The organism is Nocardioides sp. PD653-B2 (assembly GCF_002117935.1).
Lineage (GTDB): Bacteria > Actinomycetota > Actinomycetes > Propionibacteriales > Nocardioidaceae > Nocardioides.
In genome coordinates, this window is record NZ_BDJE01000028.1 from 72200 (window position 1) to 85607 (window position 13408).

The following is a 13408-nucleotide window of genomic DNA, read 5'->3' on the forward strand; positions in this document are numbered from 1 at the left end:
TCACGAGGAGGATCCGTGGACAACGACGTACTGCGTCAGGCTCCGCTGTTCAGCGCGCTGGACGACGAGGCTGCTACCGCGCTGCGCGGCTCGATGGCCGAGTCGAAGCTGCGACGCGGCGACGTGCTGTTCCACGAGGGCGACTCCGGCGACAAGCTCTACGTCGTGCTCGACGGCAAGGTGAAGCTCGGCCGCACGTCCTCCGACGGCCGCGAGAACCTGCTCGCGATCCTCGGCCCCGGCCAGATGTTCGGCGAGCTCTCGCTCTTCGACCCCGGCCCGCGCTCGGCGACCGTCACGGCCGTCACCGACGCGACGTTCGCGTCGCTCTCCCACGAGGACCTGCTGCGCTGGCTCGAGGGCCGCCCGGTCGTCGCCCGTGGCCTGCTCGCCCAGCTCGCCGGTCGCCTGCGCAAGGCCAACGACGTCGTCGCCGACCTGGTGTTCTCCGACGTCCCCGGCCGCGTCGCCAAGGCGCTCCTCGACCTCGCCGACCGCTTCGGCCGCACCGCCGACGACGGCGTGCACGTCCACCACGACCTCACCCAGGAGGAGCTCGCCCAGCTGGTCGGCGCCTCCCGCGAGACCGTCAACAAGGCGCTCGCCGACTTCGCGTCGCGGGGCTGGCTGCGCCTCGAGCCGCGCTCCGTCGTGATCATGGACCCCGAGCGTCTGGGTCGTCGGGCGCGCTGAGCCGGAGGCTGGCGACCGTAACAGCGCAATTGCGCGGTTACGACGCGAAATCGGACCCCCGCGGGTGCACAACAGCGCAAATGCGCTGTTGGTGACCGGGCAAGGCCGAGGGGGCACCCCCGGGCTCAGGCGACGCGGAAGTGGTCCTTCCAGGCGTCATCGAGGGCGGGGACGTTCGGCCAGCCGCGCAGGATCAACTGCCGACGGACCCGCTCGAGAGTCCGCTGGGGTTGCGCGTAGATGCCCTCGGCAGTCACCACCAGGATTCGATAGCCCTCGTCGTCGAACTCCTCGCGGCGGTCGAGGTCGCGTTTCCACTGCGCCCGGTCATCCGCATGCTGCCGACCGTCGTACTCGACGATCAGCTTGATGCCGGGATAGCAGAGGTCGAACCGTCGGTGCCACGAGCCGTCCTCGTTGACCAGCCGCACATTCGTGCTGGGCTCGGGCAGGCCCGCCAGCACGATGAGCATGCGGAGCCGGCTCTCCATCGGGGAGTCGACTCCGCGCCGTACATGCTCAGCGGCCAGGGCAGCCCGACCGGCGTAGTAGTCGCCACTTCGTCGACAGAGGCGAAGCAGCCGCTTCGGCGCCATGTTGAACCGGCGAACGATGGCGTCACCGAGCACCACCATGTCGACGAGAGAGAGCGATCCCGCCAGCTGGATGAAGGTGGACACCGGATCGAGAACGGGGATGCCCCGCACCTCCTGGACACGACGCGGCCGGATGGTGACATGACTCTTCAGCTCGGGCCGGTGCCGCCGGTCCTGGGCGCGAAACACCGTGACGTGTTCGAAGAAGTGGTCAGGAACCGGCAACCGGTGGATCCGGGCAGCGCTGTAGTGGCTGGCGATCGCTCCCTCAGGATGGATGAGCAGCGCAGCCCGGATGCGAGTGTCGGCGTCGAGACTGTCGACACGTGCCCAGACCGATCGCATGACCTGGACGAATCCTGCGCCTCGTAGAACCGTGACGGGCTGCCCAGCCGCGGCAAGGGTTGCGCGGGTGAAGGGCAGCGATCGGTCCTGAGCCGGTTCCCTCGCTGTCTCTGCGTTCACGCCACCAAGGTGCCCGAATCGCACGCGCGTGCGTTTCGTCATCCACAGGGGCCGATCGCGGCGGTGGGTCCCGGTCACGCCGGCCCGGCGCACGTAGCGCAATTGCGCTGTTAGGGATGGGTCCGAGGCACTCCCGGTGTCAGAACGGCGCAATTGCGCTGTTGGGGACGGGTCCGAGGCACTCGGGGTGTCAGAACGGCGCAATTGCGCTGTTACGGACGAGTTCGCGGCACTCCCAGTGTCAGAACAGCGCAATTGCGCCGTTAGGGACAGGCGGGAGCCGACGACGCAGGCAAGGGACGGGCAGCGTCAGCGCGCGGCGAGGTACTTCAACTGCGCCCGCACCGACAGCTCGGCAGGCACCCACAGCGACTCGTCGACGTCGGCGTAGACGACCTCGACCACCCGACGCGGCAGGGACTCGTCCTCGGCCGACTCCGGTGTGAGGGGCACGTCCAGCTCGCGGAGTGCGGCCTCGACCTGGGCGAGCCGCTCGCGGCGGTGGGACACGTAGAAGTCGAGGACGCCGAGCGCGTCGTCGAGGACCGGCCCGTGCGCCGGCCACAGGGTGCGCACCTCGCCGCCGAGGACGAGCGAGCGCATCCTCTCGATCGAGTCGAAGTAGGGACCGAGCTGGCCGTCGGGGTGGGCGACGACCGTCGTGCCCCGCCCGAGCACCATGTCGCCGGTCAGCAGCGCCCCGTCGCCCGGCAGCACCAGGGAGATCGAGTCGGCGGTGTGGCCGGGGGTCGTCACGACACGGACGGACAGCCCGTCGACGTCGAGCTCCTCACCGTCGACCAGCGGATCGCCGTCGACGCAGTACGCCGGGTCGAGCGCCCGCACGGCGCAGCCCTTCCGTGCGGCGAACTCGGCCGCGACCTCGGAGTGGTCGAAGTGGTGGTGGGTGAGCAGCACCAGCCCGACGTCGCCGGACTCCGACGTCAGCGGGTCGAGGTGACCGTCCTCGACCGGGCCGGGGTCGACCACGACCGACCGCGACGCACCGGGTTCGCGCAGGATCCAGGTGTTGGTGCCGTCGAGCGTCATCATCCCGGGGTTCGGGGCGAGCAGGCAGCGACCGCGCGCGCCGAAGGTCCCGCCCTCCCAGCCGTTCACGCGCGACGCCGCGACGCCACCAGCGGCCGGAGCCGGTCGGGCATGGAGAGGGTCCACTCCTCGCCGAGCGGCTCGACCGCGGGGGTGAACATCTCGACGGACCGCGAGGCGGCGACCACGAGGACCTCGTCCGGCGTGGCGTGGGTGCCGACCTCCAGGGAGGTGAGGTACGTCGGGGGCATCAGCGCGAGCTCGCCAGCGTCGGCCTGCTCGGCCGCGACCCGGGCCGGCAGCCAGGTGACCGACGACGACTCCGAGGAGACGTCGCGGGTGCGCTGGCCCTCGGGCAGCGAGGCCACGAAGAACCAGGTGCGGTAGCGCTTCGGCTCGAAGATCGGCGTCAGCCAGGCGTCCCAGACGCCGAGCAGGTCGGTGCGCAGCACCAGCCCGCGGTTGTTGAGGAAGTCGGTCATCGACAGCTCGCGCGACTCCAGAGCGATCCGGTCGGCCTCCCAGTCGTCGCCCGTCGTGTCCGCGACGACGGACGTGTCCGACGCACCGGCCAGCAGGACTCCGGACTCCTCGTACGTCTCGCGCACGGCGGCGCAGACCAGGGCCCGCGCGGTCTCCTCGTCGCAGCCCAGGCGGGCCGCCCACTCCGCGGGGGACGGGCCGGCCCAGGCGACGGCCGTGTCGAAGTCGCGCCGGTCGACCGCGCCGCCCGGGAAGACGCACATCCCGCCGGCGAAGTCCATCGAGACCTGACGGCGCATGTAGTACACCTCGGGTCCCTCGGGCGAGGGGCGCATCAGGATCACCGTCGCCGCGTTGCGCGGCTCGACCGGCGTGCGCGTGCCGTCGTCGTACTCGCGCGCGACCGCGACCAGGTCCGCGGGCAGCGGCACCGGCGGGAGCGGGATCCTCACCCGGCCACCCGGACGATCAGCTCCACCTCGACCGGGGAGTCGAGCGGCAGCACGGGTACGCCGACGGCCGAGCGCGCGTGGATGCCCGCGTCGCCGAAGACCTTGCCGAGCAGCTCGGAGGCCCCGTTGGCGACCTGCGGCTGGCCGGTGAAGTCGGGCGTGGAGGCGATGAACGCGACCACCTTCACGACCTGGACGACCCTGTCGAGGTCGCCCACCACGGACTTCACCGCGGCGATCGCGTTGAGCGCGCACTGCTGCGCGCACTCGGTCGCCTCCTCCGGGCTGACCTCGCCGCCGACCTTGCCGGTCACCATCAGCTCGCCGCCCCGCATCGGGAGCTGGCCCGACGTGAACACGTGGTCGCCGGACTGCACGGCCGGCACGTAGGCCGCCACCGGCTTGGCCACCTCGGGCACCGCCAGCCCGAGCTCGGCGAGCCGGTCCTCGGGGATACTCATGCCAGCGGCCGCTTGAAGTAGCCCACGAGGTTCTCCGGGTTCATGCCGGGTGCGACCTGCACCAGCTCCCACCCGTCGGCCCCGAAGTTGTCGAGGATCTGCTTGGCTGCGTGCGTCAGGATCGGCGCGGTCAGGTACTCCCACTTGGTCATGGCTCGCACCCTACTCGCGGCGTACGCCGGGGCCACCCGCGGACGGACGCGCGGGCCCTGGTCGTCCCGGTCGCCGGCGTCGCGGGGCTGCTGTCCGCACTGCTGCCGGACCGACCGGGGTCACCAGAAGGGCACGTACGGCCCCAGCACCTTCTTGAGCTCGTTGACGGCGAGCGCCGCGAACAGCAGCGCGCACAGCAGCATCAGCCCGTTGGAGACCCAGCCGTTGCGCCACTCGGGCGGCACGTCCGAGTGGGGCAGCGCGCCCTCGCGCCGCCTGTTCAGCAGCACCAGCAGCGTGATCGCGAGGAACGGCATGAACAGCGCACCGAGCGTGCCGTAGGCGAGAATCAGCCCCACGGGCTCGTCGAGCAGCAGGAGCAGCATCGGCGGGAAGGTCAGCCACAGCATGTAGGCGCGGAAGTACCTGCCGCCGGTGCGCGTGTCCGGGTGGCCCGCCGGCAGGTCGCGCAGGTTGCCCACGTAGTCGGCGAACATCAGGCTGACGCCGCTCCACACGCCGATCAGCGACGAGAACGACGCCGCGAAGAAGCCGACGAGGAAGAGCGTGCCGAAGACCTCGCCGTACCGGTCGTCGAGCACGTCCGAGAGCTGCACCAGCGCCTGGTCGCCGGTCTCGGCGGCGATGCCGGCCGAGTAGTAGAGCTCGGCGCCGATGATGAGCATCGCGACGACGAAGACACCGGTCACCGTGTAGGCGACGGCGTTGTCGATCCGCATCACCTTCATGAACGTCGGTGCGGCCCAGCCCTTCTCGCGCAGCCAGTAGCCGTACGCCGCGAGCGTGATCGTGCCGCCGACGCCGCCGGCGATCGCGAGGACGTTGACCACCGAGTCGTCGGGGAAGATCGGCCGCAGGCCGAGGACGATCTCGCCGAGGTTCGGGGTCGCGCGCACGGCGGCCACCGACACCGCCACGAACATGACGCCGACCAGGGCGGCCATCACCTTCTCGAAGGACGTGTAGCTGCCGAACCACACCAGCAGCAGCCCGACCAGCCCGATCACGATCGCGGTCCAGCGCAGCGACAGGTCCGGGAACAGGGCCACAATCGGGAGCGCGGACGACGACATCGCGGTGGCGCCGTACACGAGCCCCCAGACCACGATGTAGGGCGCGAAGTACCACGTCGTCCACCGGCCGAGGCTGCGCCAACCCTCGAAGATCGTGCGGCCGGTCGCGAGCGAGTAGCGACCGGCTCCCTCGACCAGGACCACCTTGATGACCGCGCCGAGCACGGCGACCCAGAGGAGGGTGTAGCCGGACTTCGCGCCCGCGACGAGCGTCGCGACCAGGTCGGCCGCGCCGACGCCGGTCGCGGCGACCACCAGCCCGGGACCGACCACCTTCCATCTCGGAGGTCGTTCGGCTTCCACGGCGGTAGCGTCGGCGCTCATCGCGCCACACCATCACATGCGGGCGCCTCAGTCGACGAACGCGCAGAACTCGTTGCCCTCCGGGTCGGCCAGGACCGTCCACCGGATCTCGTCGTCCTGCGGGCGGACCACGGCGGCTCCGTGGTCGGTGAGCAGACCGAGGTCGGAGACGTCGACGTCCCAGTGGATGCGGTTCTTGACGGTCTTCGGCTCGGCGACCGGCACGAAGACCAGGTAGTCGAACGGCGCTCCCGGGATCTCCTCGACGCCCGCCCAGCCGTGCTCCGCGTCGTACTCCCAGCGTCCGCCCAGCACTCCCGCCCACCACTGCGCGAGCAGCGCGGGGTCGGCGCAGTCGACCACCACCTCGTACAGGCGGCGAGCAGGGACCTCGTCGCGCGGGAAGGCGCACAGCTCGCCACCCTCCGGGTCGCGGAGGACCTTCCACCGGAACGTGTCGACGTCGAGCGGCGTCGCGCCGAGATCGAGCACGTCGTCGACGTCGGCCACGTGGACGTCGAGGTGCACCCGTTGCTTGACGGTCACGGGCTCGGGGACCCGAGCCAGCCACACCGTCGACTGCGGGGTCGGACCGCTGAGCTGCACCAGGCCCTCGTCCCGCTGCCGGAGCTCGAGGCCGAGCGCCGCGGCCCAGAAGGGACCGAGTGTTGCCGGGTCGACGGCGTCGATGCTGAGGTCCTTGAAACGGGCGATCGTAGTGCTCACCCGCACATCATCGCCCACCCCGTGTGACCTGGTCGATTGACCTCAACCGAGGTTGAAGTCCTACGGTCGGCCAGTGACGATCACCGCCCCGACTCCGCAGGCGCGACCACGCCTGCTGTCACCGACGTACGCCGCGACCACCATCGGCATGTTCGCGCTGGTCGCGTTCACGGCGTTCGAGGCCACGGCGGTCACGACCGTGATGCCGACGGTCGCCGAGAAGCTCGACGGCGTCGGGCTCTACGCGCTCTCCTTCGCCGCACCGCTCGCCAGCGGCGTGGTCGGGATGGTGGCCGCCGGAGCCCGGAGCGACCGGCACGGCCCGGTGGCACCGCTCGCCGTGGCGCTGGTGGTGTTCGCGGTCGGGCTGGTCGTCTGCGGCACGGCACCCTCGATGGAGGTGCTGGTCGCCGGCCGACTGCTCCAGGGGCTCGGCGCCGGCGCGCTGACGGTCTGCCTGTACGTCGTCGTCGGCCTGGTGTTCCCCCCACTCCTGCAGCCGGCCGTCTTCGCGAGCTTCGCGGCCGCGTGGGTGCTGCCGTCGCTCTTCGGGCCCGCCCTCGCGGCGTTCGTGGCGCACGCGCTCGGGTGGCGCTGGGTCTTCCTCGGCGTCGTGGTGCTCGTCGGGGCGGCCACGCTGCTCATCCTGCCGGCGCTGCGCGGCGTCGAGGCTCGCGGCGGCCAGGGTGAGGCGTCCCGCTCGCGCCTCGCCTGGGCCGTCGTCGGAGCCACCGCCGTCCTGGTCCTCGAGCTCGTGGGGTCGCACCGCGGTGCCGTCGGCCTGCTCGCGATCCTGGCGCTGGGGGTCGTCTTCCTCTCGCTGCGGCGGATGCTGCCCGCGGGTGCGTTGCTCGCCCGGCGGGGCCTCCCCGCGGTGATCGGCACGCGGGGACTCCTGAGCGCCTCGTTCTTCTGCGCCGAGGCCTACATCGTCTTCGTGCTGCAGGACCACTGGGACCTCACCCCCGGCACGGCCGGGCTCGCCCTGACCGCCGTCGGCCTCGTGTGGGCGGGCGCCAGCCAGGCGCAGTCCCGGCTCGGCGCGCGGGTCTCCGACGTCGTCGCGATGCGGTGGGGCGCCACCCTCGTGCTCGTCGGCACGGCCGTTCTCACCGTCGTCGTGGCCGGCGACGTGTCGCCGGTGCTCGCGGTCGCGGCGTACGTCGTCGCCGGCGCCGGGATGGGCTTCGGCTTCCCGCGCACCAGCGTGGCCATGCTCGCCGCGTCCAGCGACGCCGACCGTGGCTTCAACTCGTCGGCCCTCTCCATCTCCGACTCGCTCGGCGGTGCACTGGCGCTGTCGCTCTCGGGCATCGTCTTCGGTCTGGCAGACCATGCGGGCGCCGACCCGTTCGTCTCGGTCTTCGTGCTGGCGACCGGGATCGCTGTCCTGGGTGTCGTCACGGCGTTGCGGACCGCACCCGGTCGCGGCGAGACGGTCAAGAGCCCGTCAGCCACTGGTCGAAGGTGATCGTGCCCCGCGGCCCGTCCGACGTCGGGGTGAGCGCACCGGACCGCATCGCCTGCCCGCGGCGCCCGGCAGCCGCACCGGTACGACGCGGCGACCGAGACCGCGCGCCCGCGACACGCGCCGGGCGAGGTCGACCATCTCCAGCACGGCGGGTCCGGCGAGGTCCGGCACCCGGCCGGCCGGGCCGGACCCCGCGAGGTCGACCAGCGCCTCGGCGACCTCGCGGGCGGCCACCGGCTGGCTCAGCATCCGGGGCACCAGCGAGAACGGGCCGAGCCGGACGAAGCCCAGCGCCTGCTCGGCGAACTCATGGAACTGGGTGGCGCGCAGCACCGACCACGGCACGCCGCCCTCGGCGAGGATGCGCTCCTGCAGCCGCTTGCCGGCGTAGTAGCCGGTGTCGACGTCGTCGACGCCCACGATCGAGAGCGCGACGTGGTGCCCGACCCCGGCAGCGGACCCGGCGGCCAGCAGCCAGCGGGTCACGCCACCGAAGAAGGCCTCGGCCTCCGAGCGCTTCTGGGAGGCGTGGTTGGTCGTGTCGATGACGACGTCCGCCCCGGACAGGCGGTCGACGAGCCCGGCGCCGGTCGTGAGGTCGACGCCCTCCGACCGGGCCAGCGCGACGACGTCGTGCCCGCGCTCGCGTGCGCGGTCGACGACGAGGCGGCCGACCAGACCGGTGCCCCCGGCGACCGCGATCCTCATGGGTGCACCGCGGGTCGCCAGCCCAGCGCCGGGCCGAGGGCGGATGCGATGTCGGTGAGGATCTGCACGTAGTCGTCGTGCCCGAAGGAGAACGGCAGCGCGAACGCCACCTCGTCGATCTCGCGGAACGCCGCGTGGGCGTACAGCTGCTCGGCGATCTGGGCGGAGCTGCCGATCAGGTCCGGGGAGAACATCATCCGGGCCGGGCCCTGCGGCTCCGCGGTGCGCGGTAGGCGGGACTCGACGTACGCCACGTACTTGGCGCGCTGCTCGGCGGTCGCGGAGTCGGTGGGGATGACCACGAGGCCCTGAGACACCCGGGCCGCGTCGCCGTCGGCGTGGTGGGCCCGGAAGGTCCGCACGTGGCCGAGCTGGATGTCGGCGAAGTCCGTCGGCCCGCCCTCCTCGGCCTTCACGACGCTGCTGGTGAGGAAGTTCAACCCCTGCTCGCCGGTCCACTGCGCGGAGCGGGTGCTCGCCCCGCCGTACCAGATCCGGGACGCGAGGCCGGGCGAGTGCGGCTCGACCCGCTCGGAGAAGACCTCGATCCCGGCGGTGCCCTGGAAGGGGGAGGCGGGTTCGCCTCGCACGAACGACAGCAGCCGCTCGATGCGGGCGTAGGAGAAGTCCTCGACGTCGGCGGTGTCGGGGTAGAGCGCCTCCTTGACGTCGTCCCACCGCATGGGCGGCCCGACGCTGAGTCCCGGGTTGAGGCGGCCGCCGGACAGCAGGTCGACCGTGGCGAGGTCCTCGGCGAGCCGGAGCGGGTTCTCCCAGCCGACCGGGGTCACCGCGGTCCCCAGCTCGATCCGGCTGGTGCGCTGGCTGGCCGCCGCGAGGACGGCCACCGGCGACGAGATGCCGTACTGCAGATGCCGGTGGCGCAGCCAGGCGCTGTCGAAGCCCAGCTGCTCGCCGAGCTCGATGATCGCCAGCGTGGACTCGTGGCCGGGGGCCGGGTCGGCCCCGTCGAACAGGCCGATCGTCAGGAAGCCGAGCCGGCGCAGCGGCGTCGAGGGGTCGGGCACGGTGTCTCCTCAGACGAGCTCGGGCTCGGTCTTCTCGCGGACCTCGTCCTCGGTCACGCCCGGGGCGAGCTCGACCAGGCGGAGTCCGTCGGGGGTCACGTCGATCACGCACAGGTCCGTGATGATCCGTTGCACACAGCCGCGGCCCGTGTAGGGAAGGGAGCACTCGTCCACGATCTTGTACGACCCGTCCCGGGCGACGTGCTCCATCAGCACGATGACCCGCTTCGCGCCGTTCACGAGGTCCATCGCCCCGCCCATCCCCTTGACCATCTTGCCGGGGATCATCCAGTTCGCGATGTCACCGTCCTTGCTGACCTGCATCGCACCCAGGATCGCGGCGTCGATCTTCCCGCCCCGGATCATCCCGAACGACGTGGCCGAGTCGAAGATGGACGCTCCCGGCCGCAGCGTCACGGTCTCCTTGCCGGCGTTGATCAGGTCCGGGTCGACCTCGTCCTCGGTCGGGTAGGCACCCGTGCCGAGCACTCCGTTCTCCGACTGCAGCACCAGCTCCACACCCTCGGGCACGTAGTTGGGCACCAGCGTCGGCAGCCCGATGCCGAGGTTCACGTACGACCCGTCGACCAGCTCCGAGGCCGCCCGGGCGGCCATCTCCTCCCGCGACCAGCTCATGCCCGCTCCCTCACGGTCCGCTTCTCGATCCGCTTGTCCGCGGCCTGCTCCGGGGTCAGGGCGACCACCCGGTGCACGAACACCCCCGGGGTGTGCACCTGCGCCGGAGGGATCTCGCCGGGCTCGACCAGCTCCTCGACCTCCGCGACCGTGACCCGCCCGCACATCGCGGCCAGGTTGTTGAAGTTGCCCGCCGACGCCCGGTAGACGAGGTTGCCGTGCCGGTCGCCCTTCCAGGCCCGCACCAGCCCGAAGTCCGCCACGATCGCGTGCTCGAGCACGAACTCCTTCGGGCCCTCCGCGGTCTCGAACGTCTGGGTCTGCTTGGCCGGCGACGACACCACCACGTTGCCCGCGTCGTCGTACCTCCACGGCAGGCCACCCTCGGCGACCTGGGTGCCGGCCCCGGTCGCGGTGAAGAACGCCGCGATCCCCGTGCCACCTGCCCGCATCCGCTCCGCCAGCGTGCCCTGCGGGGTCAGCTCGACCTCCAGCTCCCCGGCCAGGTACTGCCGCGCGAACTCCTTGTTCTCCCCCACGTACGACGACACCATCCGCCGGATCCGCTTCTGCGCCAGCAGCAGCCCCAGACCCCAGTCGTCGACACCACAGTTGTTCGACACCGCCTCCAGGTCCGTCGTCCCCGCCTCGAGGAGGGCCTGGATCAGGACCGAGGGAATGCCGCACAGACCGAAGCCGCCGACCGACAGCGTCGCACCGTCCGGGATGTCTGCCACCGCCTGCGCAGCAGAGGCCACCACCTTGTCCACGTCATCTCCTCCTCGCTGTGACTCGGGTCTCGTTGATCCTAGGACCCGGCGACCGGTCGCCTAGGCTCGCACCATGTCCGCTCCCGACGCCCAGCACGACTGGCCCCGGGTGCGCCTGCACGTCGTGACGGGCAAGGGCGGCACCGGCAAGTCGACCGTCGCGGCCGCGCTCGCGCTGGCGCTCGCCTCGCAGGGCCGCAACGTCCTGCTCTGCGAGGTCGAGGGCCGCCAGGGCATCGCCCGGATGTTCGACGTCGACCCGCTGCCGTACGAGGAGCGCCGGATCGCCACCGGCCTGCGCCGCGACGACAAGCCCCCGGGCGTGGTGCACGCGCTGCACATCGACCCGGAGTCGGCGCTGCTCGAGTACCTCGCCATGTACTACAAGCTCGGCCGCGCCGGCCGCGCGCTCGACCGGTTCGGCGTGATCGAGTTCGCCACCACCATCGCGCCCGGGGTGCGCGACGTGCTGCTGACCGGCAAGGTGTTCGAGGCCGTGCAGCGCAACAGCCGCAACAAGCACGCCATGCGGTACGACGCGGTCGTGCTCGACGCGCCGCCGACCGGGCGGATCACGCAGTTCCTCAACGTCAATAACGAGCTGGCCGGGCTCGCCAAGGTCGGCCCGATCAAGAGCCAGGCCGACACCGTGATGACCCTCTTCCGGTCGCCGCGGACCGCCGTCCACCTGGTCACGGTCCTCGAGGAGATGCCGGTGCAGGAGACCGTCGACGGGATCGACGAGCTCCGCCAGGCGCAGCTGCCCGTGGGCGGGGTCATCGTCAACCTGGTCCGCCCCCGAGACATCGGCGCCGCCGACCTCGAGGCGGCCCGGGCCGGGCGTCTGGATGCCGGACGTCTGGAGGCCGACCTGAAGGAGGCCGGCGTGGATGTCAGCGCCGACCTGGTCGACGGCCTGCTCGCCGAGGCGCGCGACCACGCCGAGCGGCGCGCCCTCGAGGACGCCCAGCGCGAGATCGTGGACGGTCTGGGGGTGCCGTCGTACGAGCTGCCGCGACTGCCGGGCGGCGTCGACCTGGGCGGCCTGTACGACCTCGCCGGCGAGCTGGTGCGACAGGGCATGGCATGAGCGGCCCCAGCCTGGGCGCCGGCCGGAGCACCAGCCGGAGCCGCACCCGCGTCGGACCGCTCGCGACCAGCAACGGCCCGGCCCCGGACATGGACATCGACGCACTGCTCGACGACCGCAGCACCGGCATCATCGTCTGCTGCGGCTCGGGCGGTGTCGGCAAGACCACCGCCTCCGCCGCCCTCGCGCTGCGCGCCGCCGAGCGCGGCCGCAAGGTCGTCGTGCTCACCATCGACCCGGCCCGCCGGCTGGCGCAGGCGATGGGGATCGAGACGCTCGACAACACCCCACGGCCGGTCGTCGGGCTGCGCACCAACGCCAAGGGCAACCGGCGCGGCGGCAGCCTCGACGCGATGATGCTCGACATGAAGCGCACCTTCGACGAGGTGGTCGAGAGCCAGGCGACCCCGGAGAAGGCGAAGCAGATCCTGGAGAACCCCTTCTACATCGCGCTGTCGAGCTCCTTCGCGGGCACACAGGAGTACATGGCGATGGAGAAGCTCGGCCAGATCCACGCGGACGCGCAGCGCGACGGCACCTACGACCTGATCGTGGTGGACACCCCGCCGTCCCGGTCGGCGCTGGACTTCCTCGACGCGCCGGAGCGGCTCTCGAGCTTCCTCGACGGCCGCTTCATCCGGCTGTTGCTGACGCCCGCGAAGGGTCCGGCCCGGTTGATGACGGCCGGTCTCGGGATCATCACCGGGGCGTTGAACAAGATCCTCGGGGCGCAGGTGCTGACCGACATGCAGACCTTCGTGGCGGCGTTCGACACCCTCTTCGGCGGCTTCCGGCAGCGGGCGCAGAAGACGTTCGAGCTGCTCCAGGCCGACGGGACGGCGTTCCTCGTGGTCGCCGCGCCGGAGCCGGACGCGCTGCGCGAGGCGGCGTACTTCGTCGAGCGGCTGGGTGAGGACGACATGCCGCTCGCCGGCCTGATCGTGAACCGGGCCGCGCCGGCGCCCCAGGGCACGCTGTCGGCGGACGAGGCGATGGCGGCCTCGACGCGGCTGCGCAAGGCGAGTCCGGGGTCGCTGACGGCCGGCCTGTTGCGGCTGCACGCCGACCAGACCCGGATCGTCGAGCGCGAGGCGCTCCTGCGCGAGCGGTTCGCCGCGGCACACCCGCAGGTGCCCACGGCCGTGGTCCCGGCCCTGCCCGGCGACGTGCACGACCTCGCGGGCCTGCGCCGCGTCGGTGACCTGCTGGCGGAGACGCGCTAGCGGATC

General features: G+C 71.9%; 15 protein-coding genes. 4 read left to right on the forward strand and 11 right to left on the reverse strand.

What is annotated here, in order from left to right; translation table 11 throughout:
• The first annotated feature begins 15 nt into the window (after window positions 1-15).
• Complete coding sequence (locus PD653B2_RS12800; RefSeq protein WP_085872774.1) at window positions 16-693, forward strand: Crp/Fnr family transcriptional regulator; 678 nt, start codon at window positions 16-18, stop codon at window positions 691-693.
• A 125-nt stretch (window positions 694-818) separates the two neighbouring features.
• On the opposite strand, the gene PD653B2_RS12805 is transcribed toward PD653B2_RS12800, so the two are convergent.
• The 7 genes from PD653B2_RS12805 to PD653B2_RS12830 all read right to left on the reverse strand — a co-directional run bounded on the left by PD653B2_RS12805 (window position 819) and on the right by PD653B2_RS12830 (window position 6476).
• The gene (locus tag PD653B2_RS12805; protein ID WP_165763460.1) at window positions 819-1754 is read right to left on the reverse strand and encodes a DUF559 domain-containing protein; all 936 of its coding nucleotides are present in this window, start codon (window positions 1752-1754) and stop codon (window positions 819-821) included.
• A 309-nt stretch (window positions 1755-2063) separates the two neighbouring features.
• Entirely contained in the window at window positions 2064-2873 is an 810-nt protein-coding gene (locus PD653B2_RS12810) for an MBL fold metallo-hydrolase (RefSeq protein WP_242665266.1), read from the reverse strand.
• Window positions 2870-3739 carry an NUDIX hydrolase gene (locus PD653B2_RS12815; RefSeq protein WP_207559238.1) on the reverse strand — a complete coding sequence of 290 codons (870 nt, stop codon included), beginning with the start codon at window positions 3737-3739 and terminating at the stop codon, window positions 2870-2872. The genes PD653B2_RS12810 and PD653B2_RS12815 overlap by 4 nt, the downstream gene beginning before the upstream one ends.
• On the reverse strand, window positions 3736-4200 hold the full coding sequence (locus PD653B2_RS12820; RefSeq protein ID WP_085872776.1) for a RidA family protein: 465 nt from the start codon (window positions 4198-4200) through the stop codon (window positions 3736-3738). Before PD653B2_RS12820 ends, PD653B2_RS12815 begins: the two co-directional genes overlap by 4 nt.
• Window positions 4197-4352 carry a DUF4177 domain-containing protein gene (locus tag PD653B2_RS24955; RefSeq protein WP_089503960.1) on the reverse strand — a complete coding sequence of 52 codons (156 nt, stop codon included), beginning with the start codon at window positions 4350-4352 and terminating at the stop codon, window positions 4197-4199. Before PD653B2_RS24955 ends, PD653B2_RS12820 begins: the two co-directional genes overlap by 4 nt.
• Before the next feature lie 120 nt (window positions 4353-4472).
• The gene (locus PD653B2_RS12825; protein WP_085872777.1) at window positions 4473-5771 is read right to left on the reverse strand and encodes an Nramp family divalent metal transporter; all 1299 of its coding nucleotides are present in this window, start codon (window positions 5769-5771) and stop codon (window positions 4473-4475) included.
• Between the two features lie 27 nt (window positions 5772-5798).
• On the reverse strand, window positions 5799-6476 hold the full coding sequence (locus PD653B2_RS12830) for a VOC family protein (RefSeq protein WP_207559239.1): 678 nt from the start codon (window positions 6474-6476) through the stop codon (window positions 5799-5801).
• 73 nt (window positions 6477-6549) lie between these two features.
• Between PD653B2_RS12830 and PD653B2_RS12835 the strand changes: the two genes are divergently transcribed.
• Window positions 6550-7947 carry an MFS transporter gene (locus PD653B2_RS12835; RefSeq protein WP_207559240.1) on the forward strand — a complete coding sequence of 466 codons (1398 nt, stop codon included), beginning with the start codon at window positions 6550-6552 and terminating at the stop codon, window positions 7945-7947.
• On the opposite strand, the gene PD653B2_RS12840 is transcribed toward PD653B2_RS12835, so the two are convergent.
• From PD653B2_RS12840 to PD653B2_RS12855, 4 genes are read right to left on the reverse strand one after another with little or no spacing between them, the layout of a single operon-like run.
• Complete coding sequence (locus tag PD653B2_RS12840; protein ID WP_207559241.1) at window positions 7927-8655, reverse strand: SDR family oxidoreductase; 729 nt, start codon at window positions 8653-8655, stop codon at window positions 7927-7929. The genes PD653B2_RS12835 and PD653B2_RS12840 overlap by 21 nt on opposite strands.
• Window positions 8652-9683: an LLM class flavin-dependent oxidoreductase gene (locus tag PD653B2_RS12845; RefSeq protein ID WP_085872779.1), complete on the reverse strand. Its 1032-nt coding sequence runs from the start codon at window positions 9681-9683 to the stop codon at window positions 8652-8654. The genes PD653B2_RS12840 and PD653B2_RS12845 overlap by 4 nt, the downstream gene beginning before the upstream one ends.
• 9 nt (window positions 9684-9692) lie before the next feature.
• A complete protein-coding gene (locus PD653B2_RS12850; protein ID WP_085872780.1) occupies window positions 9693-10319 on the reverse strand; it encodes a CoA transferase subunit B in 627 nt (208 codons plus the stop codon).
• Window positions 10316-11089: a CoA transferase subunit A gene (locus tag PD653B2_RS12855; RefSeq protein ID WP_085872781.1), complete on the reverse strand. Its 774-nt coding sequence runs from the start codon at window positions 11087-11089 to the stop codon at window positions 10316-10318. The genes PD653B2_RS12850 and PD653B2_RS12855 overlap by 4 nt, the downstream gene beginning before the upstream one ends.
• A gap of 73 nt (window positions 11090-11162) precedes the next feature.
• Here PD653B2_RS12855 and PD653B2_RS12860 point away from each other — a divergent pair, with 73 nt between their 5' ends.
• Both PD653B2_RS12860 and PD653B2_RS12865 read left to right on the forward strand, forming a co-directional pair.
• On the forward strand, window positions 11163-12179 hold the full coding sequence (locus PD653B2_RS12860) for an ArsA-related P-loop ATPase (protein ID WP_085872782.1): 1017 nt from the start codon (window positions 11163-11165) through the stop codon (window positions 12177-12179).
• Between the two features lie 89 nt (window positions 12180-12268).
• A complete protein-coding gene (locus tag PD653B2_RS12865) occupies window positions 12269-13402 on the forward strand; it encodes an ArsA family ATPase (protein WP_085872850.1) in 1134 nt (377 codons plus the stop codon).
• Window positions 13403-13408 lie beyond the last annotated feature (6 nt).